The organism is Nonomuraea sp. NPDC005730, from assembly GCF_040630865.1.
In the GTDB taxonomy this organism is placed as follows: Bacteria; Actinomycetota; Actinomycetes; order Streptosporangiales; family Streptosporangiaceae; genus Nonomuraea.
The window spans coordinates 247,470-268,738 of record NZ_JBEXYK010000002.1; the positions used below are offsets into that span (position 1 = coordinate 247,470).

Annotated in this window: 24 protein-coding genes; 10 read left to right on the top strand and 14 right to left on the bottom strand. The window is 71.9% G+C overall.

From position 1 onward, the window contains the following. Position 1 precedes the first annotated feature (1 nt). Positions 2-703 carry a hydrogen peroxide-dependent heme synthase gene (gene hemQ / locus ABZ444_RS03785; protein ID WP_357964963.1) on the top strand — a complete coding sequence of 234 codons (702 nt, stop codon included), beginning with the start codon at positions 2-4 and terminating at the stop codon, positions 701-703. A 153-nt stretch (positions 704-856) separates the two neighbouring features. Continuing rightward, the gene (locus tag ABZ444_RS03790; RefSeq protein WP_357992201.1) at positions 857-1,876 is read left to right on the top strand and encodes a hypothetical protein; all 1,020 of its coding nucleotides are present in this window, start codon (positions 857-859) and stop codon (positions 1,874-1,876) included. 189 nt (positions 1,877-2,065) lie between these two features. Here ABZ444_RS03790 and msrB read toward each other — a convergent pair whose 3' ends face one another. Then, positions 2,066-2,467: a peptide-methionine (R)-S-oxide reductase MsrB gene (gene msrB, locus ABZ444_RS03795; protein WP_357964958.1), complete on the bottom strand. Its 402-nt coding sequence runs from the start codon at positions 2,465-2,467 to the stop codon at positions 2,066-2,068. A 334-nt stretch (positions 2,468-2,801) separates the two neighbouring features. On the opposite strand from msrB, the gene ligD reads away from it, so the two are divergent. Next, on the top strand, positions 2,802-3,812 hold the full coding sequence (ligD, locus tag ABZ444_RS03800; protein ID WP_357992204.1) for a non-homologous end-joining DNA ligase: 1,011 nt from the start codon (positions 2,802-2,804) through the stop codon (positions 3,810-3,812). A gap of 155 nt (positions 3,813-3,967) precedes the next feature. On the opposite strand, the gene ABZ444_RS03805 is transcribed toward ligD, so the two are convergent. Beyond that, complete coding sequence (locus tag ABZ444_RS03805) at positions 3,968-4,267, bottom strand: hypothetical protein (protein WP_357964952.1); 300 nt, start codon at positions 4,265-4,267, stop codon at positions 3,968-3,970. Between the two features lie 331 nt (positions 4,268-4,598). On the opposite strand from ABZ444_RS03805, the gene ABZ444_RS03810 reads away from it, so the two are divergent. Next, positions 4,599-5,135: a hypothetical protein gene (locus ABZ444_RS03810; protein ID WP_357992206.1), complete on the top strand. Its 537-nt coding sequence runs from the start codon at positions 4,599-4,601 to the stop codon at positions 5,133-5,135. 255 nt (positions 5,136-5,390) lie between these two features. On the opposite strand, the gene ABZ444_RS03815 is transcribed toward ABZ444_RS03810, so the two are convergent. The 4 genes from ABZ444_RS03815 to ABZ444_RS03830 form a co-directional block, all read right to left on the bottom strand. Next, positions 5,391-6,203 carry an MBL fold metallo-hydrolase gene (locus ABZ444_RS03815; RefSeq protein WP_357992209.1) on the bottom strand — a complete coding sequence of 271 codons (813 nt, stop codon included), beginning with the start codon at positions 6,201-6,203 and terminating at the stop codon, positions 5,391-5,393. 5 nt (positions 6,204-6,208) lie between these two features. Beyond that, a complete protein-coding gene (locus tag ABZ444_RS03820) occupies positions 6,209-6,403 on the bottom strand; it encodes a hypothetical protein (RefSeq protein ID WP_357992211.1) in 195 nt (64 codons plus the stop codon). Positions 6,404-6,473: 70 nt separating this feature from the next. Further along, positions 6,474-7,121 carry a response regulator transcription factor gene (locus tag ABZ444_RS03825; protein ID WP_357992213.1) on the bottom strand — a complete coding sequence of 216 codons (648 nt, stop codon included), beginning with the start codon at positions 7,119-7,121 and terminating at the stop codon, positions 6,474-6,476. After that, on the bottom strand, positions 7,118-8,293 hold the full coding sequence (locus ABZ444_RS03830; protein WP_357992216.1) for a histidine kinase: 1,176 nt from the start codon (positions 8,291-8,293) through the stop codon (positions 7,118-7,120). The genes ABZ444_RS03825 and ABZ444_RS03830 overlap by 4 nt, the downstream gene beginning before the upstream one ends. A gap of 148 nt (positions 8,294-8,441) precedes the next feature. Between ABZ444_RS03830 and ABZ444_RS03835 the strand changes: the two genes are divergently transcribed. Further along, positions 8,442-8,978 carry a YceI family protein gene (locus ABZ444_RS03835; RefSeq protein ID WP_357992219.1) on the top strand — a complete coding sequence of 179 codons (537 nt, stop codon included), beginning with the start codon at positions 8,442-8,444 and terminating at the stop codon, positions 8,976-8,978. On the opposite strand, the gene ABZ444_RS03840 is transcribed toward ABZ444_RS03835, so the two are convergent. Continuing rightward, positions 8,938-10,977 carry an acyl-CoA dehydrogenase gene (locus ABZ444_RS03840; protein WP_357992222.1) on the bottom strand — a complete coding sequence of 680 codons (2,040 nt, stop codon included), beginning with the start codon at positions 10,975-10,977 and terminating at the stop codon, positions 8,938-8,940. The two genes, ABZ444_RS03835 and ABZ444_RS03840, sit on opposite strands and share 41 nt — an antisense overlap. Positions 10,978-11,297: 320 nt before the next feature. On the opposite strand from ABZ444_RS03840, the gene ABZ444_RS03845 reads away from it, so the two are divergent. Together ABZ444_RS03845 and ABZ444_RS03850 are read left to right on the top strand one after the other, a co-directional pair. After that, complete coding sequence (locus tag ABZ444_RS03845; RefSeq protein WP_352325680.1) at positions 11,298-11,666, top strand: RNHCP domain-containing protein; 369 nt, start codon at positions 11,298-11,300, stop codon at positions 11,664-11,666. A 1-nt stretch (position 11,667) separates the two neighbouring features. Then, positions 11,668-12,069 (top strand): RNHCP domain-containing protein, encoded by a 402-nt coding sequence (locus ABZ444_RS03850; protein WP_357992225.1) that lies wholly within the window; start codon positions 11,668-11,670, stop codon positions 12,067-12,069. 70 nt (positions 12,070-12,139) lie between these two features. Here ABZ444_RS03850 and ABZ444_RS03855 read toward each other — a convergent pair whose 3' ends face one another. Together ABZ444_RS03855 and ABZ444_RS03860 are read right to left on the bottom strand one after the other, a co-directional pair. Continuing rightward, positions 12,140-13,027: a tetratricopeptide repeat protein gene (locus tag ABZ444_RS03855; protein WP_357992228.1), complete on the bottom strand. Its 888-nt coding sequence runs from the start codon at positions 13,025-13,027 to the stop codon at positions 12,140-12,142. A 17-nt stretch (positions 13,028-13,044) separates the two neighbouring features. Beyond that, positions 13,045-14,478: an aldehyde dehydrogenase family protein gene (locus ABZ444_RS03860; protein WP_357992230.1), complete on the bottom strand. Its 1,434-nt coding sequence runs from the start codon at positions 14,476-14,478 to the stop codon at positions 13,045-13,047. A gap of 69 nt (positions 14,479-14,547) precedes the next feature. Here ABZ444_RS03860 and ABZ444_RS03865 point away from each other — a divergent pair, with 69 nt between their 5' ends. Then, complete coding sequence (locus tag ABZ444_RS03865; protein ID WP_357992233.1) at positions 14,548-15,132, top strand: GNAT family N-acetyltransferase; 585 nt, start codon at positions 14,548-14,550, stop codon at positions 15,130-15,132. Positions 15,133-15,141: 9 nt separating this feature from the next. After that, positions 15,142-15,849, top strand: a complete 708-nt coding sequence (gene pgeF / locus ABZ444_RS03870) for a peptidoglycan editing factor PgeF (protein WP_357992236.1) — start codon at positions 15,142-15,144, stop codon at positions 15,847-15,849. A 26-nt stretch (positions 15,850-15,875) separates the two neighbouring features. On the opposite strand, the gene ABZ444_RS03875 is transcribed toward pgeF, so the two are convergent. The 3 genes from ABZ444_RS03875 to ABZ444_RS03885 are packed head-to-tail and all read right to left on the bottom strand — an operon-like array spanning position 15,876 to position 18,097. Continuing rightward, positions 15,876-16,214, bottom strand: a complete 339-nt coding sequence (locus ABZ444_RS03875) for a hypothetical protein (RefSeq protein ID WP_357992239.1) — start codon at positions 16,212-16,214, stop codon at positions 15,876-15,878. Positions 16,215-16,241: 27 nt separating this feature from the next. After that, the gene (locus tag ABZ444_RS03880) at positions 16,242-17,378 is read right to left on the bottom strand and encodes an ATP-dependent DNA ligase (RefSeq protein WP_357992242.1); all 1,137 of its coding nucleotides are present in this window, start codon (positions 17,376-17,378) and stop codon (positions 16,242-16,244) included. Next, on the bottom strand, positions 17,375-18,097 hold the full coding sequence (locus ABZ444_RS03885; protein WP_357992247.1) for a pyrimidine reductase family protein: 723 nt from the start codon (positions 18,095-18,097) through the stop codon (positions 17,375-17,377). Before ABZ444_RS03885 ends, ABZ444_RS03880 begins: the two co-directional genes overlap by 4 nt. 132 nt (positions 18,098-18,229) lie before the next feature. Here ABZ444_RS03885 and ABZ444_RS03890 point away from each other — a divergent pair, with 132 nt between their 5' ends. After that, positions 18,230-18,631, top strand: a complete 402-nt coding sequence (locus ABZ444_RS03890) for a hypothetical protein (RefSeq protein ID WP_357992250.1) — start codon at positions 18,230-18,232, stop codon at positions 18,629-18,631. A gap of 10 nt (positions 18,632-18,641) precedes the next feature. Here ABZ444_RS03890 and glgX read toward each other — a convergent pair whose 3' ends face one another. Both glgX and ABZ444_RS03900 read right to left on the bottom strand, forming a co-directional pair. Then, positions 18,642-20,771, bottom strand: coding sequence for a glycogen debranching protein GlgX (glgX, locus tag ABZ444_RS03895; RefSeq protein ID WP_357992253.1), 2,130 nt, complete (start codon positions 20,769-20,771; stop codon positions 18,642-18,644). A 33-nt stretch (positions 20,772-20,804) separates the two neighbouring features. Continuing rightward, complete coding sequence (locus tag ABZ444_RS03900; RefSeq protein ID WP_357992256.1) at positions 20,805-21,230, bottom strand: OsmC family protein; 426 nt, start codon at positions 21,228-21,230, stop codon at positions 20,805-20,807. Positions 21,231-21,269 lie beyond the last annotated feature (39 nt).

The window sequence follows — 21,269 nt, forward strand, 5'->3', positions numbered from 1 at the left end:
CATGACAGAGGGCGCGCCGCGGCTGAAGGCCCGCGATCTCAACCAGGTGATCCGTTACACCATGTGGTCGGTCTTCCAGGTGACCGAGCAGGTCCCGGGCAACCGGGAGAACATGGCCGACGAGGTCGAGGAACTGCTCGCACAGGCGGCCGGGAAAGACATCGTGACCAGGGGGGTCTACGACGTCGCCGGCTTCCGTGCCGACGCCGACTACATGTTCTGGTGGCACGCTCCCACGCCCGAAGATCTCCAGGACGTCTACTCCCGGTTCCGCCGCACCGGCCTCGGCCGGCACAGCAGGCCGGTCTGGTCGGCCATGGCGCTCCACCGGCCGGCCGAGTTCAACAAGTCCCACATCCCGGCCTTCCTGGCCGAGGAGGAGCCGCGGGCGTACGTCAGCGTCTACCCGTTCGTGCGCTCCTACGAGTGGTACCTGCTGGAGGACTCCGAGCGGCGGGCGATGCTGGCCGAGCACGGCCGGATGGCCCGCGACTACCCCGACGTGCGGGCCAACACCGTGGCCTGCTTCTCGCTCAACGACTACGAGTGGATGCTGGCGTTCGAGGCCGACGAGCTCCACCGCATCGTCGACCTGATGCGCACGCTGCGCGGCGCGGAGGCCCGCCGCCACACCCGCGTGGAGATCCCGTTCTACACGGGCGCCCGCAAGCCGGTGCAGGAGCTCGTCGCGGCCCTGCCCTAGCGGTCATGGTGGCCTGGGGCGGAGCGGAACATCCAGGCCAACTTGACGATCTCCCTGCAGTGATCTATCCCCTTTGTCACAATCGAGGGTGAATTCCCTTTTGGTGGCATGGCGTCGGTGGCACGGTCCATGCAGGGGGCGAGGAGGGGCCGGGTGGAACAGTCCGCGGAAGGGCAGAGCCCCGGGCGCCGGCGCGCGCCAGGCCGCCATGCGGCGTTACGGGACACGACATCGGCCGACCAGCAGACAGGCGCCCGGACGGAGACCCGTCCGGGCGGCGCACGGGAGACCGGCGGCCGGGCGGAGGCGCGTCCGGGCGGCGCACGGGAGACCGGCGGCCCGGTGGAGGCGCGTACGGGACGCGGACGGCATGGGCGGCGGCGGCGCGGGCGTGCCGGAACACGGGGCCTGGCGGCGGGCGCGGTGGCGCTGGCCGGGGGAGTGGCGCTGCTGCTCGGCCTGAACGGCGCGCTCGGCGGGACGGTCACCGCCTCCGGAGCCCGGTCCGGCGCGGAGGGCGCCACGGCCCGGCAGGACCCGGTGGCCGAGGGCGGGGTCCCGGCGAACCCGGGCCGGGCGCCGGCCAACGGCAAGGGTGCCGCGGAGGCGCGCGAGCTGCCGAAGGGCCGGGCCCGGCCGAGCACGTCGGCCGCCGCCGACCCCGCCGGCTCTGGCGTGCCCGCCAGGACCGGCACCGCCGACCCCGCCGCGAAGCCGGACGCCGTCCAGGGCGGGCCGGACACCGTCACGGGGACGACCGAGACCGGCGACGCCGAGGTCAGCCTGCCCAAGGCCGATGAGCCGGGCGATGCCAAGGGTGGCGACTCGGCCGGTTACAAGGCCGACGGGCCGTCGCGGCACACCGACCGGGAGGCCGCCGAGTACTTCCGCGCCCGCTGGGGGCGGGGCGACAAGGCGATGAAACATCTCAAGGACATCCGCACCGTAGGCGGATATCTGCGCATTTACACGAACTTACCGGACAGTGCCGACAACTCCGCCACGGCCATCACGCTGTGCAAACGCGGCCTGGAGTACCTCAGGGCGAACGGCGTGAAGCGTCCGATCGTCTTCGTGCAGGCGGAGTTCGGCGAGAACGGGAACCCCGTCCTCGCCAACATCCTGGGCCCCTCCGATCACAACTGCCGTGTCACGTACCCCCGGCCGAACTGACGCGCGCCGGGAAAGAGCCTCCGGGGCGGGCTAGCGCACCCGGACCCTCGTCTTCGAGCACACCTCACACCGCTGAGTCACGACACGCCCGATCGTCTCAATCGTCACCCAGCGGTGGCGAAGATGGACACGGCCCACGGGCAGGCCCCTACCCCTTGTGGGCGATCGGTACGCTCTGTCGCTAATCGATCACCCCTTGGGTTCGAGCCTCAGCGAGACCGAGTTGATGCAGTAACGATCGTCGGTCGGCGTCGGATAACCCTCGCCGTGGAAGACGTGACCGAGGTGGGAGTCGCAGCGGGCGCAGCGCACCTCCGTGCGCACCATGCCGTGACTGTCGTCCTCGATCAGCCTCACCGCCTCCGACTCCGACGGCTCGAAGAAGCTCGGCCATCCGCAGTGCGACTCGAACTTCGTGTCGGACCGGAACAACTCGGCGCCGCAGGCGCGGCACGAGTACACGCCCTCGGTCTTGGTGTCGACGTACTCCCCCGTGAACGGGCGCTCGGTCCCGGCCTCCCTGAGCACGTGGAACTCCTCAGGAGAGAGCCTGGCCCGCCATTCGGCCTCGCTCTTGACCACCTTGTCCATGCGTCCAGAGTACGAGATCCGGCAAAAAGAGATCTCCGCAGGGTGAAGCATCCTTTCTCGGCGGAATTCGCGTCTTTGTCGGTAAGGGGGTGTCATCGCCTCCTGCCAAGGGGTGAGATCGTCCACGGCTCGCCGTAGCGGCACAGCCCACGCCCGTGCTGGCGCCGCTGGCGACCCGAGATGGCCGGCCGGGTGGCGCGCCAGCGCCCGGAACGGCGAAGGATGATCTTAGGTCCGTCCCGTCGAGCCCCGGTCCCGCCACCGACGCGGCTCCGGGACGGGCCCACCTCTTCTGTCGGCTGTTCTGTCGGCGCGGGGGAGTAGGTTCGGTGGCATGGCATCGCCGTTCATAGAGCTCGAGGTGGGGGAGCGGACCGTCAAGGTCACCAACCCCGACAAGGTCTACTTCCCGGAGATCGGGGCGACAAAGCGGGAGCTGGTCGAATACTACGTGAGCGTCGGCGAGGGGGCCCTGCGCGCGCTCAGAGACCGGCCGACCAACATCAAGCGCCATCCCGACGGCGTCCAGACCGAGGCCATCTACCAGAAGCGCATGCCGCCCAAGCATCCCGAGTGGCTGCAGTCGGTCACGGTCACCTTCCCCAGCGGCCGCACCGCCGACTCGCTCCGGGTGACCGAGGTCGCCGCGATCGCCTACTGCGCCAACCTGGGCACGATCGACTTCCACCCCTGGCAGGTGCGGGCCGCCGACGTCGAGCACCCCGACGAGCTGCGCATCGACCTCGACCCGCAGCCCGGCCTGGAGTTCGACGCCGCGCGCCGGGCCGCCGAGCGCACCCGCGAGGTGCTCGACGAGCTGGGCATGGCGGGGTTCGTCAAGACCTCGGGCAACCGCGGCGTGCACATCGCGGTGCGCATCGAGCCCCGCTGGGACTTCGTCCAGGTGCGCCACGCCGGCATCGCCCTGGCCAGGGCGGTCGAGGCCCGCGACCCCGAGCTGGTGACCACCGCGTGGTGGAAGGAGGAGCGCGGCGACCGCGTCTTCATCGACTTCAACCAGAACGCCAGAGACCGCACCGTCGCCAGCGCCTACTCCGTCCGGGCCCGCCCGTACGCCCCCGTCTCGACCCCGCTGACCTGGGACGAGCTGGCCGACGCCGACCCGCGCGACTTCGACATCCGCACCGTCCCGGCCCGCTTCGCCAAGCTGGGCGACGTGCACGCGGCCATCGACGACCGGGCGTACTCGATCGAGCCCCTGCTGGAGATGTACGCCGCCGACGACCGCGGCGACATGCCCTACCCGCCCAACTATCCGAAGATGCCGGGCGAGCCCAAGCGCGTCCAGCCCAGCAAGGCCAGGAACGCGCCGGAGGAGAAGTAACGCCTCGCAGAATCAGCCACGGCTCTTGTCGCGCGAAGCGGGAATCCCGGTCACCGACAGCCGGCCCTCCGTGCGGCAACCTCCGATCCCCGAAAGCCCCGAAAGCCCCGAAAGGCCGGCCACCGTTGTGGGGCCGGCCTTTTCGCGGGAGTCGGTCAGCAGGTGTCGGCTCCGTCGAAGGTGCGCACGCCGCGCGGCACGCGCGAGTAGATGGTCTCGCCGGAGTCCACGGTCTGGCACGCGCCGTCCGTCCCGCGCGCCCAGATGATCTTCAGTCGGAGCCGGTAGCCGCAGTCGTTGCGGGCATAGCCGGTCTTGGTGAGGGTTCCGGTGTTCTGCCAGACGGTCACGCACGACGGCGCGTTCCCGGCCGGCGCCGCCCAGGCCGGCAACGCGCTGAAGGTGCAGCACGTGACGGCGAGGGTGGCGAGGGCCGCTCGGGTGGCTGGGCGCATGTGAGGTGTCCTTCCGTTCCGGCCTCGGCCAGGCGGCTGCCTGGGCAGGGGGCGAGGTGGAGACAGAAGTGAACATCTCAGATCGGTAACGGCGATGGCGATCGTGAGCCGGCACAGGATGCGAGCCGCAGGTCTGGGCGTGTCGCGCGTAACGCTGGGACGGCGCTTCCGAAAATGTGGTCGAGTTCCCATAAAGTCCTGCGCCCCTTCCGCATGACGAAACGCTCCGGATGGCATGACGCGAGACGTCACGCGGCTCGGGCCGAACTTGTCAGGCGTTTCCCGCATCGAAACGGTCATGAACTCAAGCGCCACGCACAAGAGCAGCCCGATGGCCCGCCGACTCCGTGTCTGGGCGTCGACCGTCGCCCTGTCGACCTCACTGGCGCCGATCCTCGCCACGGGCGCCGCCTTCGCCGCGACCGGCCCGGCGACCGACCCGTTCCGGGGCGTCAACTGGGCGCCCGTCGTCGAGCGGGCGCTGCACTGCCCCAAGCCGGGGCCGAAGGACAGCTGGTACGTCGTCCGCGCCCGCGTCGCCGCCGTCGGCGACCTCACCCGCGACGGACGCCCCGACACGGTCGTCACCTCGTCCTGCCCGAGCCCCACGGCGGGCAACCCGGTGATGGCCTTCGTCTACGACGGCGCGTCCCGGCGTTCGGCCCCGCGTCTGATCGGCACGCTGGGCAAGAACCGGTACTTCAAGACCCAGAGCGTCGCCGTCCAGCACGGCGAGGTGCGCCTGAGCGGCAAGGTGGTCAGCGACAAGGCTCCCCGATGCTGCCCCGACCTGCTCGTCCGCCAGACCTACAAGTGGAATGGCAAGGCGTTCCACCGGACGTCGGAGAAGCTGACCCACCTCTCCTGAACGGGCCGACGGCTGTGGGCCGCACGGCCGGACCCGGCGCCTGGGACGGGACCCGACGGCCCGGCCGTGCGGCGGCACAGGAGGTGTGGCCGCAAACGAAGGTAACTCCCGTACCTCCCGCCGGGGAAGAAGTCGGATATGTAACTCTCCACTCCCGGTAGAGGATTCCTCGTCCGAGTAGAAGAAACCTCAACCCGGGCAGAGCGCCCGGAACACCCGTCCAGGAACGGGCCCGGACGGGTGCGGAGCGGGAGCTCAGCGGCGCACGAGGTGGTGCGGCGCCAGTTCGCGGGTCTCGCCGCGTTCCAGGTAGACCACGCGGTCGGCCAGGCCCACCTGCTCGATGTGATGCCGGAAGTCGTCCAGCGGTGAGCTGAAGACGCCGTAGTCGTCGTAGTGCACCGGCACCACGGTGTGCGGGTTGATCAGATCGACCCAGGTCGCGCCCTGCTCGCCGTCCATGGTGACGAGCAGGGTGCCCAGTAGGCGGGTGCCGCCCAGGTGCACGAGCGCGAGGTCGACCTCGGGGAAACGACGCGGGATCGCCTCCAGGCGGCGGTCGAGCAAGGTGTCGCCGCTGATGTGCAGGCGCAGCTCCACCAGGCCCTCGGGGCCGCGGAACTCCAGCATCGTCCCGATCACCGGCGGCAGCAGCGTCTCGGCGGGGCCGGGCGCGTGCCTGGCGGGCAGGGCGGTGACGGTCACGCTGCCCTGCGGCCCGTCCAGCTCGTGCTGCTCCCACACCTCCAGGCCCGTGCTGCGGCCGAAGCCGCGGCGGCGCAGCGTGCGCGCCGCCTGCCGGGTGGTGATGATCTGGGTGCCCTTGTCCAGGCCCTTCTCCGTCACCCGGTCCCAGTGGTCCCCGTGCAGGTGCGACAGCACCACCGCGTCGATGGGCGGCAGGTCCGACACGTCGATGGCCGGGTCCTTCAGTCGTCGCGAGCTCAGGCCGTAGCCCAGGTACGCCCGCTGGCCGCGGTGCAGGAAGTTGGGATCCGTCAGCAGCGTGAAGCCGTTGTAGCGGATCAACGTGGTCGCGTTGCCGATGAACTGCAGGCTGCCCTTCATCCGGCTCACCCCGGATACGGCGGGTGCTGGCCCGGAGGCACGCCGCCGCCCTTGCCGCCGCCCTTGTGCCCCTTGTCGCTGCCGTGCGGCCGGCCGGCCCGCCTGCCGCCGCTCTTCGACTCCGGCACGGCGTCGGTGGATTTCGAGTTCGCGCCGGACTTACCCGACCGGCGCAGTTCGGGCTGTTGCGGATTGCTCATGGCTTTTGTCCCCCTTTGCGGCTTATCACCTACCTCGCTGTTCCGCCGCCAAACCCTCCGACCGCGGCGGCTACCGGGTCAGGCCCGCGTCGTGGGCGATGAGGCCCGCCTGGGTGCGGTTGAGGCAACCCAGCTTGTCCAGCAGGCGCGACACGTACCCCTTGACGGTGGGTTCGGCCAGGTGGAGGCGGGCGGCGATCCGCGCGTTCGACAGCCCCTCGCCGAGGCAGGCCAGCACCTCGCGCTCGCGTCCGGTCAGCGACTCCAGCAGCTCGCGGGCGCGGGCGCGGGCCGGGTCCGCCGCGGCCGAGGCCGCCACCAGCCTGCGGGCGGCGACCGGCGACAGCACGGTGTGCCCCTCGGCGGCCACCCGGACGAGCCCGATCAGGTCCTCCGGCGGCGTGGACTTGACCAGGAAGCCGGCGGCTCCCGCGCGCAGGGCGCGCAGCACGTACTCGTCGGCGTCGAACGTCGTCAGCACCACGACGACCGGCGGCCGGGGCAGGTCGACCAGGCGTTCGATCGCGGTGAGCCCGTCCACGCGGGGCATGCGCAGGTCCATGAGCACGACGTCCGGACGGCTGCGCACGACCGCCTCGACGCCGGCGGCGCCGTCGTGGGCCTCGTCCACGACCTCGATGTCGGGCGCCGAGCCGAGGATGGTGCGCAGGAAACGGCAGACCATCGGCTCGTCGTCCACGACCACGACTTTGATCATGTCGCCACGTACGCCGGGAGAGTGGCCTCGACGGTGAACCCGCCGTCGGGGGACGGCCCGGCGCGCAGCGTGCCGTGCACGACCTCGACCCGCCGCCGCAGGTCGGCGATGCCGAGGCCGGAGCCGGTGCCGGCCAGGGGGCCGCCGGGCAGGCCGGTCGGCGGCGTGTTGCGCACCGTGAGCCGTACCCGTGCCTGGCCGTACTCGATCCGCACCTGCACCCGCGCGCCCGGCGCGTGCTTGCGCACGTTGGTCAGCGCCTCGCGCACGATCCGGTACGCCGTGCGCCCCACCACCGGCGAGGCCAGCGCCCGGTCCCCCTCCTCGACCAGCTCGGCCGGCGTGCCCACGGAGGCGGACTCGGCGACCAGCGCGGCGAAGTCGGCCGCCGACGGCGGCACGTCCGGCTCCGGCGCGGTGCGCAGCACGCCGATCAGGTCCCGCAGCTCGTCGAGCACCTGGCAGCCCGCGGCCCGCAGCTCCTCGGCGGTCTGCCGGGTGTGCTCGTCGGCCGCGGTGACCCGCAGCGCGCCGGCCTGCAGCACCATGAGGCTCACCCGGTGGGTGACGACGTCGTGCATCTCCCCGGCCAGCCGGGCGCGCTCCTCGGCGCGGGCCTGCTCGGCCAGCAGGTGCCGCTCGCGTTCGGCCCGCTCGGCGCGTTCGACCAGCATCCTGAGCACCCGCCGCCGTCCGTCGAGGTAGAGCGCGAGCAGCGGGCCGACGGCCGTGCGCAGCACCCCGTCGACGAGCACGCCGGCCGACGGGTCCCACACCCGTGCGATCACCATCGTGTACGCGGCCAGCACGGCGACGGCGACCCGCCGGTCCCTGCGGTCGTAGAGCGGCCCGTACGCCGCCGCGATGGTCGCGAACGGCGCCCACACGTTCCCCTGCCCGGCCGGGACCAGCATCCCGCCCGGCGAGATCAGCAACGTCACCACGAGCGTGAACGTCCCCAGCACGACCAGGACCGTCAGCGGCGCCCGGCGGCGGGCCACCAGCGACAGGCAGGCGGCCGCCTGGACCGCCAGCAGCGCCCAGGCGAGCGGACCGGGACGCTCGGGCCACCACGACAGCCCCAGCAGCGTCGAGCCGGTGTCCAGCAGCGCGAAACCGCCCGCGATGACCACGTCCAGCACGCGGGAACGGCGACACGCCCCTGCACCCATGCCGCAAACGCTACGACATCCCACCATGCCGTAAATATCGGGTGAGCGGGAAACCATACGAAAGTCGCACGTGCTCCCGCCGATCGTCGCCCCGGTGACCGACGGCCCGCCCTGCCGGACGGCCACCCCGCCGCCGTGCAATGGACCCATGACGAACCTTCCCCCGCTGGGCCGCTACGAGATCGACACCGAGAACTCCGCGATCCACTTCACCACCCGGCACCTGTACGGCCTCGCCCGCGCCCGCGGCACCTTCGACATCAGGGGCGGCACCGTGGACGTCGCCGAACCGCTCGCCGACTCCCGCGTGCGCGTGGAGATCGACACCGCCGGCTTCCACACCGGCAACCACCGGCGCGACGAGACCGTGCGCTCGCCCCGCTTCCTCGACGCCGCCCGCCACCCCGTCATCACCTTCACCGGCGGCCCCGCCGGCGACGGGACGCTGACCGGCGCGCTCACCGTCACCGGCGTCGAGCGCCCGCTCACCCTCACCGTCGAGCGCTGCGACGTGACCGCGAACGGCTTCACCGTCCTGGTTGCCGCGCGCGTGGACCGGACCGCCTTCGGGGTGACCGCCATGCCCGGGATCGCCGCCCGTCACCTGGCGATGTCGGCCGAGGTCAGGTGCGTGCGTGCGGGCGTCACGGATCGCGGGGAAGACCCAGCGCGCGCTCGGCGATGATGTTGAGCTGCACCTCCGTGGTGCCGCCGCCGATGGTGAAGGCCCGGGTGGCCAGGATCATGCGGTTCCAGTGGCGGTCGGACGGCGCCAGCGACCAGCAGAACTCCGAGACCGCCTGCGCGTGCCGCATGCCGAGCAGCTTGCGCACGCTGGAGGCGGGGCCCGGGTCGGCCCCGGCCAGCCTGGACAGCGTCACGCGCAGCCCGAGCGCCGAGATCGCCTGGCCCTCGGCCCACAGGCGGCCCGCCTGCTCGCGTTGCGACTGCCGCAGCGCCGGCAGGGCGCCGACCAGCCGGATCATGTCGGTGTGCCGGGAGCCCGGTCCCCAGGAGTCGCCGAGCGCGACCCGCTCGTGGGAGAGCGTGTCGCGGGCCACCCGCCAGCCGCCGTCCACCTCGCCCACCACCAGGTCGTCCGGGACGAAGACGTCGTCGAGGAAGACCTCGTTGAAGATCTCGTCCCCGTTGATCTCCTTGAGCGGCCTGACCGTGACGCCGGGGGCGGACATGTCCACCAGGAAGTACGTGATCCCCTCGTGCTTGGGCCTGCCGGGGGAGGTGCGGGCCAGGCAGATGCCCCAGTGGGCGTACTGGGCCAGGGACGTCCAGATCTTCTGGCCGGTCAGCGACCAGCCGCCCTCGACCCGGGTGGCCCTGGTGGACAGGGCGGCCAGGTCGGACCCGGCGCCCGGCTCGCTGAACAGCTGGCACCACACGAGCTCGCCGGTGAACGTCCTGGGCAGGAAACGTTCTCGCTGCTCGGGGGTGCCGTACGTGACGATGGACGGGACCGCCCAGGCGGCGATCCCCAGGTTGGGGCGCTTGAGGTCGCGGAACTCCTGGTGGATGATCACCTGTTCCAGCGGCGTGGCCGCGCGGCCCCACGGTCTGGGCAGGTAGGGCATGATCCAGCCGTCCCGCGCGAACCGGCCCAGCCGGGCGAGCGGCTCCTCGCGCCGCAACGACTCGGCCTCCGCCCTGATCGTCTCCCTGAGCCGGACGGACTCCTCGGGCAGGTCGGGCTCCATCGTGCGGCGGGCGCCCGCCAGGGCCAGGTCGGCGACCTGCTCGGCCCACGGCCCCGGGTCGCCGGCGAGCATGCGGCCGGACAGGGCGCGGCGGTAGTGGCGGTGGGCGTCGTGCTCGAAGGTGTAGCCGATGCCGCCGAGCACCTGGATGACGTCGGCCGCGCAGCGCACCGCCGCGTCCGGCCCCAGCACGGCCGCCACCCCGACGGCCAGCCGCACGTCGTCACCGAGCCCGCGGGGCTCGCCCGTGTGCAGGGTGTCGAGGGCGCGGGCGGCGTCCCAGACGGCGGCGCGGGCCTGCTCCAAGGCCACCAGGGCGGCCGCCACCCGGTGCTTGACGCCCTGGAACTGGCCGATCGGGCGGCCGAACTGCTCGCGTACCTTGGCGTGGGCGGCGGCCGTGCCGACCGCCCAGGCGGCGGTGCCGCACGCGTCGGCGCCGAGCAGCACCGCGGCCAGCTCCCGCACCGGCACCGGCCCCAGCAGGCGCTCCGGCGGGACGTCGAGACCCGTGACGGCCGTGACCGCGCACAGGTCCCGGTCCAGGTCGACGCCCTCGGCCGGCTCGGCGCGCACGCCGGCCCGGTCGAGCAGCGCCCACCCGTCACCGTGCGGCACGAGGAACAGGTCGGCCCCGGCCGCCCCGAGCGCGAGCGGCCCGAGCGCGACGGCCGCCGTCAGCGACCCGTCGGCCAGCCCGCGCAGCAGGCCGGGCACGGGCCTCCCGGACCGGGCGAGCGCCGCCGAGGCCAGCACGACCGGCAGGTACGGCCCCGCCACCCGCAGCTCGCCCAGCACCTCCAGCGCCACGCACAGCTCGACCAGCCCGTATCCCTGCCCGCCGTGCTCCTCCGGCAGGTGCAGCCCCAGCACCCCCTGCCCGGCCAGCGCCCGGTGCTCGACGGTACGCCCCGCCAGCCCCCGTACGGAGGCCGCCAGCGCCCGGTGTTCCTCGGTCAGCCCGATCCCCATGGACGAACACTAGAACGATATTCGGTCGATCTCCAGGGCCCAGGAAAACCGTTGGCGCTCGACCGGCGGGGGTGGTTACCCTGGCGACTGTCCCGTTCGGTGCGATTTCAGGAGGTGGGTTGATGACCGGCACGGCGCCCAGCGCGCCTCTCCGTGTCACGGGCGTGCCCGCCTCCCCTGAGTTCCAGAGCCTGAGGACGAGTATCTGAAGTCCTGGCCTCAGTGGGCCGGACCGCCTGTGGCACAAGCGTGCCTGTGAGGCCCGCTCGGCGCTCCCTTGCTGCCTTTTTTCATGACAAATCCGGCAAGGAGAACCCAGGTTGTCTGCCAACGGCAAACCTCGTTCCATCATCAGCACCGACACCTTCGCCTGCGTCCGCTGCGGCCTGACCGTCGCCGCGTACGCGCCCGGCGGCGTCCGCCGTAACCACTGCCCGAGCTGCCTGCACTCGTTGCACGTGCTCGACCGGGTGGAGGGCGGGCCGTCGGAGTGCCGGTCGCGGATGAACCCGATCTCCATCGCGGTCCTCCGCACCGGCGACTGGATGATCATCCATCGCTGCTCGCGCTGCGGCGAGCTGACGTCCAACCCGATCTGCGGGGACGACAACCAGCTCATCCTCATGCGCATGGCCGTACGCCCGCTCGCGCAGCCGCCGTTCCCGCTCGAAGCGTTCGGCGACCTGTGACATGCCCAGGAGGAACCCTGGCCGGGCCAGGCCGCAACAGCCGAAGGCCGGACAACGTGGCGAGCGCGGCGACGCGTTCCGCTGCGTCGGCTGCCGGCTGGACGTACCGATGGACGCGCCGGGCACGGCGCACCGCAACCACTGCCCGCACTGCCTGACCAGCCTGCACGTCGACCACCGGATCCCGGGGGACCGGCGGGCGGGCTGCCGGGGCCCGATGGCGGCGCTGAGCGTCACCGTCAGGCCGGACGGGGAGTGGCTGATCATCCACCTCTGCCAGGCGTGCGGCGGGCTCAGCGCCAACCGCATCGCCGGCGACGACAACGCGCTGGCCCTGCTGCGCATCGCCGTACGGCCGCTGTCCGACAGCCGCCTGCCGGTGAGCGCCCTGCTGGCGCTGTGACAGAAGGCGCTCCAGAGGTGCCTTGACGACGGCGGGCCGCCCTCCGGGGCGGCCCGCCGCTCGCGACGGCCTAGTCGTCGCCGAACTCCAGGCGCAGGGCCAGCGTGAAGTCGCTCACCGCCTCCTCGTGCCGCTCCATCTCCTGGAAGATCTCGCCGCGCACCCGGTAGGCCCAGATGTACTCGGGGTCCAGCTCGATGGCCCTGTCCAGGTCGCGCAGCGCGGCCTGGTTGTCGCCCATCTCGCTCAGCACCGCGCCCCGGCTGCCGAACGCGCGGTCGTTGTCGGGGTCGAGCTCGACCGCGCGGTTCAGGTCGGTCAGCGCCTCCTGGTAGCGGTCGATCATGCGCAGCGCCTCGCCGCGCCGGCTGAGCGCCCGCACGTGCTCGGGGTCGGACTCCAGGGCCCGGGTGTAGTCGGCGATGGCCTCGCTGTAGAGGTGCATGCGCTGGTACAGGTCGCCGCGCGCCACCCACGAGTACGCCAGCTCCTCGTTCAACGCGATGATCTTGGCGTGCTCGTCCAGGGCCTCGTCCAGCCGGTCCATGTCCACCAGGGCGTCGGCCTTGGCCTCCAGGATCCACAGGGACTCGGGGGCGAGGGTGAGCGCGTGGTCGAAGTCCTCCATCGCCTCCTCCAGCCGGCCGAGCGCCGCGTACGCCTGCCCGCGCGAGCCCAGCGCGTACGCGCTGTCGGGTTCCAGTCTCAACGACTCGTCGAAGTCCGCCAGGGCGGCCTCGTACCGCTCGATGACCCGATGGCTCTCGCCGCGCAGCCGCCAGGCGCGGGCGTTGTCCGGGACCAGCGTTATCGACTCGGTCAGATCGGCGATGGCGGCCTCGTGCCGCGACAGCGCGATGTACGATTCGGCTCGGCTGCGCAGCACGGACGCGCGCGACTGGGCGGCTGCCTCGGTCAGCTCGGTCAGCTCGGACTGGTCGTTGATCCCCTCGCTCATGGAGGGAATCTACCGAACTAAAACTGGATGATGGCCGCCTTTTCCCGGGTGTACTCCATGACGGAATCGTGGCCGTACCCGCTGTCCTTCACGCCGCCGAACGGCAGGCCCGGAGGCATCTGGCGGTAGGTGTTCACCCACACGGTGCCGCTCTGCAGATCCCGCACGAACCGGTGCGCCCGCCCGAGGTCCCGCGTCCACACCCCGGCCGCCAGCCCGTACGGCGAGTCGTTGGCGATCTCCAGCGCCTGCTCGTCGCTGTCGAACGGGATGGCCACCGCCACCGGCCCGAAGATCTCCTCCTGGCAGATGCGCAGGCCGTTGTCCTCGGTCGTGTAGAGCGTGGGCGCCACCCAGTAACCGCCCGGCAGGCCGGGCACCACCTCGGCCCCCGACCGTCCGCCGAAGACCAGCTCGGCCCCCTCCTTCTCGGCCGTCTCCAGGTACGAGCGCACCCGCTCGAACTGCCCGGCCGACACGATCGGGCCCATGGTCGTGGCCAGGTCGAGCGGGTCGTCCAGGACCAGCCCGGCGCAGACGTGCCTGATCCGCCCGAGCAGGTCGTCCCAGATCGACCGGTGGACGAGGATGCGCGAGCCGGCCACGCACACCTGCCCGGCGTTGCCGGTGTAGACGGAGTTCACGGTGACGCCCTGCGCGGCGGCGTCCAGGTCGGCGTCGGGGAAGACGATGTTGGGCGACTTGCCGCCCAGCTCGAACGTCAGCGGCTTCAGCGCGTCCGCCGAGGCCCGGGTGATGGCCTGGCCGGTGGCCGTGGAGCCGGTGAGGCTGACCTTGCCGACGTCCCGGTGCCGGACGAGCGCGTCGCCGACCTCCTCGCCGAGCCCGCTGACGATGTTCAGCACGCCCGGCGGGAACACCTCGGCCAGCAGCTCGCCCAGCCGCAGCACCGACGCGCTGGCCTGCTCGGCGGGCTTGACGATCACCGTGTTCCCGGCGGCCAGGGCGTAGGCGGCCTTGGCCGAGAACGTCGAGACGGGGGAGTTCCAGGGGATGATGCAGACCGCCACCCCGTACGGCTCGCGCCGCGTCAGCCCGAGCGCGTCCGGCCCGAGCAGGACGGTGTCGCCCTTGACCGCCTCCAGGCACTGCCCGGCGGCGAGCTGCCACAGGTACGCCATGCCCGGCAGGTCCTTCTTGAGCGTGTCGCGCAGGATGCGGCCGTTGTCGCGGGTCTCCAGCCGGGCCAGTTCCTCGGCGTGCCGGGTGAACAGCTCCGACACCTTGCGCAGGAAGTGCGCCCGGCCCAGCGCAGGCATGGCCGACCAGGCGGGGAAGGCCGCCCGTGCCGCCGCCACGGCGGCCTCGGCCTCGCGTGCGCCACTGGCCGGGATCCGGGCCCACGCCTCGCCCGTGGCGGGGTTGACGGTGTCCATCGTCCGGTCCGCGGGGACCAGCTCGCCGCCGATGAGATTGCGGTAGTCAGGCACGCGACCAAGCATATGCTTGCTTGTCGCGGGCGGGCCAGCCCTGGATGGATCGGGGCATAATGGTCTTCCGTGAAAATCGATCTGACCTGGCCGGAAACCGCCGACGAACCTCTGCTCGCCGCCGTCCACCGCGTGCTGCACGCCGTCGTCGAGGTGGGCGGCGCGGTCGGCTACCTCGCGCCGCCCACCAGGGACGAGACCGACCCCTGGGTGGAGGCCACGCTCGCGATGGCCGCGAAGGGCGAGGGGCGGCTCGCCCTGGCCACGGTGGACGGCACGGTCCAGGCCATGGGCCTGTGGCGGCGCGGCCAGGAGGCGGTCTTCCGGCACTCCGCCGAGGTCGGCAAGATCATGGCCCACCCGCAGGCGCGCGGGCTCGGGCTCGGCCGGGTGGTCGTGTCCGGCCTCGCGGACGACGCCCGCGCGGCCGGCATCGAGACGCTCACGCTGCGGGCGCGCGGCAACAACCACGGCGCGATCGCGCTGTACCAGAGTCTCGGGTTCCGCGAGTGGGGGCGGCTGCCGAACGTGGTCGAGGTGGGCGAATGGCGCTTCGACGAGGTGAACATGTACCTGGAGCTCGGCCGCCGGCCCGGCACCATCCTGCACGGCTCGTCCCCGGGCGGCCCCGGCTCCTCGCCCCAGCCCGGCTAGGATCGGGGCATGCTGCTGGCCCCCGGAGTGCACGCCGTCGTCACCGACCGCCACGGAGGGGTCAGCGCCCCGCCGTACGGCTCACGCAACCTGGGCGGCATGGTCGGCGACGACCCGGCGGCCGTACGGGCCAACCGCGCGGGCCTGGCGGCCGAGCTGGGCGTGCGTGCCGTCGTCTACATGCGCCAGGTCCACGGCGCCGACGTCGCGTACGTGAGCGAGCCGTTCGGCGACGACCCGCCGCCGCTCGACGGCGTGTTCACCACCGAGCCGCGCCTGGCGCTCGCCTCGCTGGGCGCCGACTGCCCGGCCGTGCTGGTGGCCGACGCCGAGGCGCGCATGGTCGGCGCCGCCCACTCCGGGCGTCCCGGCACGGAGGCGGGCGTGGCCACCGCCCTGCTCGAGGCCATGGCCGCCAAGGGCGCCCGGCCCGGCCGGATGGTCGCGCTGATCGGCCCCGGCGCCTGCGGCTGCTGCTACGAGGTGCCCGAGGACCTGCGGGAACAGGTGGCCTCGAAGGTGCCGCCCACAAGGTCCACGACGTCCTGGGGAACCCCGGCGCTCGACCTGCGGGCCGGGATCGAGTCCCAGCTCAGGGCGGCGGGCGTCGCCGACGTGCGGCACGACGCGCGGTGCACCATCGAGTCCGCCGAGCTCTACTCCCACCGCCGCGAACAGCCAGGCGGCCGTTTCGCCGGCCTCATCTGGCTGACCTGACCCGAAATCCCGCCCCCGGGAGGCGGTTACTTCTCCCGGGAGCTGTTGAAGACGACGTTCACGATGATGATCCCGACCCAGATCGGGATCAGCGCCATCATCCGCCCGCCGCCCGCGAAGGCGAGCGCGACCGTGGACAGCGTGCCCAGAGAGAGCGAGACGATCGCCAGCGCCAGCCGCTGCCCGTCCGACCCCCTGGCAGGCGCCTTGGCGCGCGGGGCCGTGCCGGCCAGGCGCTCGTCGACCCGCCGGTCGACCTCCTGGCCCACCTTGTCGAGGAACGACTCCACCAGCGCGTCCTCGAAGTCGGGGCCGAGGTCGCGCCGCGCGGACACGGCCGCCTTGAGCTCATCACCGGTGGTCATAACGGAGAGACTAGACCGCTTTGCCCCCTAACGGGCGAGGATGTCGTCGAGATCGTAGCTGACCGGCCGCTCCAGCTGCTCGTACGTGCACGACTCGGGCGTGCGGTCGGGCCGCCACCGCCGGAAGTGCGCCGTGTGCCGGAAGCGGTCGCCCTCCATCTGGTCGTAGGCCACCTCGATCACCAGCTCGGGCCGGAGCGGGATGAACGACAGGTCCTTCTTGGCGTTCCACCGCGACACCGCGCCCGGCACCCGCTGCCCGCCGGTCGCGGGCCCCGCCGCCGGCTGCCCGGCGTTGGCCGTGGCCTGCTCGGCCCAGTGGCCCCACGGGTGCTCGCTCAGCTCCGCCAGGTACGGCTTGAGCTCCTCCACCAGCTCGGCCCTGCGCGCCATGGGGAAGGAGGCCGCCACGCCCACGTGATGCAGCCGGCCGTCGTCGCCGTAGAGGCCGAGCAGCAGCGAGCCGACGATGGGCCCGGTCTTGTGCTCGCGGTAGCCGCAGATCACCACGTCGGCCGTGCGCTCGTGCTTGACCTTGAACATCGTGCGCTTGTCGGGGACGTACGGCTGGTCGCCCGGCTTGACGATGATGCCGTCGAGCCCCGCCCCCTCGAAGGTGTCGAACCATTCGCGGGCCTGCTCGTCGGCGGTGGTGACCGGCGTCAGCCGGACGGACCCGCCCTTGTGCGGGAACAGCTCCTCCAGCCGCCGCCGCCGCTCGGAGAACGGCTCCTCCATCAGCGACTCGTCGCCCACCGCCAGCAGGTCGAAGGCGATGAACTGGGCCGGTGTCTGCTCCGACAGCAGCTTGACCCGCGAGGCGGCCGGATGGATGCGCTGCTGGAGGGCGTCGAAGTCGAGCTGCGCCCCCCGGGGCAGCACGATCTCGCCGTCGATCACCACCTTGCCGGGCAGCTCGGCCTTGACCGCCTCGACCAGCTCGGGGAAGTAGCGGGTGAACGGACGCTCGTTGCGGCTGCCGAGGTAGACCTCGTCGCCGTCCCTGAACACGATGCAGCGGAAGCCGTCCCACTTGGGCTCGTAGAACAGGGTGCCGTCCTGCCTGGGCATGGCCTTGACCGGCTTGGCCAGCATCGGCGGCACGGGCGGCCGGACCGGGAGGTTGGGCACCGGCTCCGGCTCTTCGACGGGCTGCTCGGTCATGGGCTCTGCTCCCTCGTGTATCTGCAGAAGAGGACGCCCTCCTCTTCCAGGACCTGGCGGAGGTCAAGCGGGACCTGCGCGGCCACGCCGTTCAGTATGCGGGCCGCGCCGCCCGCGACCAGCATGGGACTCACCGACAGGCACAACTCGTCGATGAGGTCGTCGGCCGACAGCTGCGCGTTGATGCGCGGGCCGCCCTCGCACAGGACGCGGGTCAGGCCGCGCTCGTGCAGCTCGCGCACGGCCAGCCGCATGTCGACGCCCTCGTCGCCGGCGATGATCAGGTCGGACCGCCGGCCGGCCAGCTTGCGGCGCTCTGCGGGCGCGGACTCGCAGGTGATCACGATCGTCGGGTTGGTCGCGTCGGTGAACAGCTCGCCGTCGAGGTCGAGGTCGAGGCTACGGGTGATCACCGCGATCGGCGGCACGTCGGGACGCCCGGCCCGGATCGAGGACCAGGAGGCGCGCGGCTTGACCGGGCCGTAGCCCTCGGTGCGGACGGTCGCCGCCCCCGCGACGATCACGTCGGACAACCCGCGCAGGACGGCGAAGATGCGCTTGTCGCCCCTGCTCGACAGCCCGCCCGAGCGCCCCTGCAGCCACGCCGCGCCGTCGGCGCTGGACACCATGTTGAGCCGCAGCCAGGGCCGCCCCTCGGGGTAGGCGTACGCCTGCGGGATGTCCGGATTGTCTTGAAAGTCGGGATAGATGCGCCGCACTCCTCTACCTTGGCACACCCCACCGACAAACCGTCCCCGGAGGTTTTGCGGCTGACAGCACTTTTGAGTAACTGAAGGACGAAAGGCCAGGAGTCTGCATACGGTGGCGGCAGGGACTCGCCGGGAGGGGACATGGGCCTGCTCACCGCCGTCACATGGACGATCGCCGCACTGATCGGGGTCTACCTGCTCTACCGCTGGCTCTCGGCCGGCGGCCTGCGCGGGCAGGAGGCCAAGGTCACCCGCTTCCCGGTGACGCTGCTGCTGTCCCATCCGGCGCTCGCGGCCGCGTCGCTGGCCTGCTGGGTGGCCTACCTGCTGACCGGCAGCGCCCCGCTGGCCTGGATCGCCTTCTGCGGGCTCACCGTGGCCGCGCTGCTGGGCTTCACGATGTTCACCCGCTGGCTCGGCGGCGGCCGCCACCAGCGCCGGGCCACCGGCTTCCCGGTGCTCGCGGTGGTCCTGCACGGCGTGGCCGGGGTGACCACGTTCGCCCTGCTCCTCGTCACGGCCGGCATCGCCCGCGTGTTCTGACGGACGGCGGCTAGGGCGTCTGCGGCTCCCTGGGCAGCCGCAGGACCTGGAACGACCGGCCGGTCACCGCCACCAGGTCGCCCGCCCGCCACCGCTCGTCGCCGAACGCCTCCTCCACCACGTCGTGACAGGTGTCGAGCACCGGCAGCCACTCGGCCCCGAACTCCGGCCCCGGCAGCGTGAACGACAGGTTCTCGTGGTGGGCGTTGATGAGCAGGAGGAAGGAGTCGTCCACGATCCGCTCGCCACGCGGGCCGGGCTCGGTGATGGCCTCGCCGTTGAGGTAGACCATCAGCGACTTGGCGTAGCCGGTGTGCCAGTCGCCGGCCGTCATCTCCTTGCCGCCCGGGGTCAGCCAGACCAGGTCGCGCTTGCCGTTGTCGGGGTGGCGGCCGTGGAAGAAGCGGCGGCGCTGGAAGACCGGGTGCTCGCGGCGCAGCTTCGACAACACCTTGACGAACTCCAGCAGGTCGGACTCGGCGTGCAGCATCGACCAGTCGATCCAGGCCAGCTCGTTGTCCTGGCAGTAGGCGTTGTTGTTGCCCCGCTGGGTGCGGCCGATCTCGTCGCCGTGGGAGAGCATCGGCACGCCCTGCGACAGGAACAGCGTGGTCAGGAAGTTGCGGCGCTGGCGGCGGCGGAGGGCGACGATGTGCGGGTCCTCCACCGGGCCCTCGGCGCCGCAGTTCCAGGAGCGGTTGTCGTTGGTGCCGTCGCGGTTCTCCTCGGCGTTGGCCTCGTTGTGCTTGTGGTCGTAGGAGACCAGGTCGGTGAGGGTGAAGCCGTCGTGGCAGGTGACGAAGTTGATCGAGGCCACCGGGCGGCGGCCGGAGGACTCGTACAGGTCGGCCGAGCCGGTCAGGCGGGAGGCGAACTCGGGGAGGGCGGAGTTGGTGCCCCGCCAGAAGTCGCGCACGATGTCGCGGTACTTGCCGTTCCACTCGGTCCAGAGCGGCGGGAAGTTGCCGACCTGGTAGCCGCCCGGCCCCACGTCCCAGGGCTCGGCGATCAGCTTCACCTGGGAGATCACCGGGTCCTGCTGGATGAGGTCGAAGAACGCGCTCAGCCGGTCGACGTCGTGCAGCTCCCTGGCCAGGGCCGAGGCCAGGTCGAAGCGGAAGCCGTCGACGTGCATCTCCAGCACCCAGTAGCGCAGCGAGTCCATGATGAGCTGCAGCGCGTGCGGCGAGCGCACGTTGAGCGAGTTGCCGCACCCGGTGTAGTCGAGGTAGTAACGCCGGTCGCCGTCGTGCAGGCGGTAGTAGTTGACGTTGTCGATGCCCCGGAAGCCCAGCGTGGGGCCCATGTGGTCGCCCTCGGCGGTGTGGTTGTAGACCACGTCGAGGATGACCTCGATGCCCGCCTCGTGCAGCGCCCGCACCATGGCCTTGAACTCCAGCACCTGCTGGCCGCGGGTGCCCGAGCCGGAGTAACGGCCGTGGGGGGCCAGGTAGGCCATCGTGTTGTAGCCCCAGTAGTTGGTCAGCCCCCGGGCCACCAGGAAGTGCTCGGGCACGTAGTGGTGCACCGGCATGAGCTCGACCGCCGTCACCCCGATGGACAGCAGGTGCTCGATGATCGCCGGGTGCCCGACCCCGGCGTACGTGCCGCGCAGGTCCTGCGGCACGCCCGGGTGGCGCATGGTCAGCCCCCGCACGTGCGCCTCGTAGATCACCGTCTCGTGGTAGGGGATGCGCGGCGGCCGGTCGTTGCCCCACTCGAAGAACGGGTTGATCACCACGTTCTTCGGCATGTACGGGGCGCTGTCCTCCCTGTTGCGCACCGACGGATCGGTGAAGTAGTAGGGGAACAGCGCCTCGTTCCAGGTCAGCTCGCCGTCGATGGCCTTGGCGTAGGGGTCGAGCAGCAGCTTGGAGGGGTCGCAGCGACGCCCCTGCGACGGCTCGTACGGCCCGTGGACGCGGTAGCCGTACCGCTGGCCCGGCTGGATCCCCGGCAGGTAGCCGTGCCAGACGAAACCGTCGACCTCCGGGAGCGGCACCCGCTCCTCGCTGTCGTCATCGTGAAAAAGGCACAGCTCGACCCGCTCGGCGACCTCGGAGAACACGGCAAAGCTGGTGCCGACGCCGTCCCAGGTGCCGCCGAGTGGATAGGGTTCGCCCGGCCAGACCTCGCGCATGTGACCCAATTGTCGCACGCGAAAGCGTTCCTGTTAGAGGAGTTCGGCTTTCAGGGTGATCGTGGTGCCCGCCAACGCCTTGCTGACCGGGCAGTTCGCCTTCGCGGTCGCCGCGGCCTCCTGGAACTGCTCGGCCGAGATGCCCGGAACGTGCCCCTGCACGGTGAGCACGATGCCCGTGATGCCCTCGCCCGGCTGGAACGTCACGTCCGCGCTCGTGCGCAGCGACTCCGGCGGCGTGCCCGCGCCGGCCAGCCCATGGGACAGGGCCATGGCGAAGCAGGAGGAGTGGGCGGCGGCGATGAGCTCCTCGGGCGAGGTGCGGCCGCCCGCGGTCTCGGCCCTGGAGGGCCAGGAGACCTCGAAGGCGCCCACGCCCGAGCTGTCCAGCGAGACGGTGCCCGAGCCGTTGAGCAGGGCGCCCTTCCAGTGCGTGGTGGCGGTGCGGGTGGTGGCCATGACGGGTGATCCCTCCGGTCGTCGTCCGTTCGACACTAT

What these genes read in the sequence shown, in the direction of transcription:
- ABZ444_RS03805 (WP_357964952.1), bottom strand. Translation starts at nt 4,267, where the DNA reads ATGCGCCCAGCCACCCGAGCGGCCCTCGCCACCCTCGCCGTCACGTGC.
- ABZ444_RS03875 (WP_357992239.1), bottom strand. Translation starts at nt 16,214, where the DNA reads ATGACCACCGGTGATGAGCTCAAGGCGGCCGTGTCCGCGCGGCGCGAC.
- ABZ444_RS03820 (WP_357992211.1), bottom strand. Translation starts at nt 6,403, where the DNA reads ATGAGCAATCCGCAACAGCCCGAACTGCGCCGGTCGGGTAAGTCCGGC.
- ABZ444_RS03830 (WP_357992216.1), bottom strand. Translation starts at nt 8,293, where the DNA reads ATGGGTGCAGGGGCGTGTCGCCGTTCCCGCGTGCTGGACGTGGTCATC.
- ABZ444_RS03825 (WP_357992213.1), bottom strand. Translation starts at nt 7,121, where the DNA reads ATGATCAAAGTCGTGGTCGTGGACGACGAGCCGATGGTCTGCCGTTTC.
- ABZ444_RS03855 (WP_357992228.1), bottom strand. Translation starts at nt 13,027, where the DNA reads ATGAGCGAGGGGATCAACGACCAGTCCGAGCTGACCGAGCTGACCGAG.
- ABZ444_RS03850 (WP_357992225.1), top strand. Translation starts at nt 11,668, where the DNA reads ATGCCCAGGAGGAACCCTGGCCGGGCCAGGCCGCAACAGCCGAAGGCC.
- pgeF (WP_357992236.1), top strand. Translation starts at nt 15,142, where the DNA reads ATGCTGCTGGCCCCCGGAGTGCACGCCGTCGTCACCGACCGCCACGGA.
- hemQ (WP_357964963.1), top strand. Translation starts at nt 2, where the DNA reads ATGACAGAGGGCGCGCCGCGGCTGAAGGCCCGCGATCTCAACCAGGTG.
- ABZ444_RS03890 (WP_357992250.1), top strand. Translation starts at nt 18,230, where the DNA reads ATGGGCCTGCTCACCGCCGTCACATGGACGATCGCCGCACTGATCGGG.
- ABZ444_RS03810 (WP_357992206.1), top strand. Translation starts at nt 4,599, where the DNA reads ATGGCCCGCCGACTCCGTGTCTGGGCGTCGACCGTCGCCCTGTCGACC.
- glgX (WP_357992253.1), bottom strand. Translation starts at nt 20,771, where the DNA reads ATGCGCGAGGTCTGGCCGGGCGAACCCTATCCACTCGGCGGCACCTGG.
- ABZ444_RS03880 (WP_357992242.1), bottom strand. Translation starts at nt 17,378, where the DNA reads ATGACCGAGCAGCCCGTCGAAGAGCCGGAGCCGGTGCCCAACCTCCCG.
- ABZ444_RS03840 (WP_357992222.1), bottom strand. Translation starts at nt 10,977, where the DNA reads ATGGGGATCGGGCTGACCGAGGAACACCGGGCGCTGGCGGCCTCCGTA.
- ABZ444_RS03900 (WP_357992256.1), bottom strand. Translation starts at nt 21,230, where the DNA reads ATGGCCACCACCCGCACCGCCACCACGCACTGGAAGGGCGCCCTGCTC.
- ABZ444_RS03835 (WP_357992219.1), top strand. Translation starts at nt 8,442, where the DNA reads ATGACGAACCTTCCCCCGCTGGGCCGCTACGAGATCGACACCGAGAAC.
- ligD (WP_357992204.1), top strand. Translation starts at nt 2,802, where the DNA reads ATGGCATCGCCGTTCATAGAGCTCGAGGTGGGGGAGCGGACCGTCAAG.
- msrB (WP_357964958.1), bottom strand. Translation starts at nt 2,467, where the DNA reads ATGGACAAGGTGGTCAAGAGCGAGGCCGAATGGCGGGCCAGGCTCTCT.
- ABZ444_RS03815 (WP_357992209.1), bottom strand. Translation starts at nt 6,203, where the DNA reads ATGAAGGGCAGCCTGCAGTTCATCGGCAACGCGACCACGTTGATCCGC.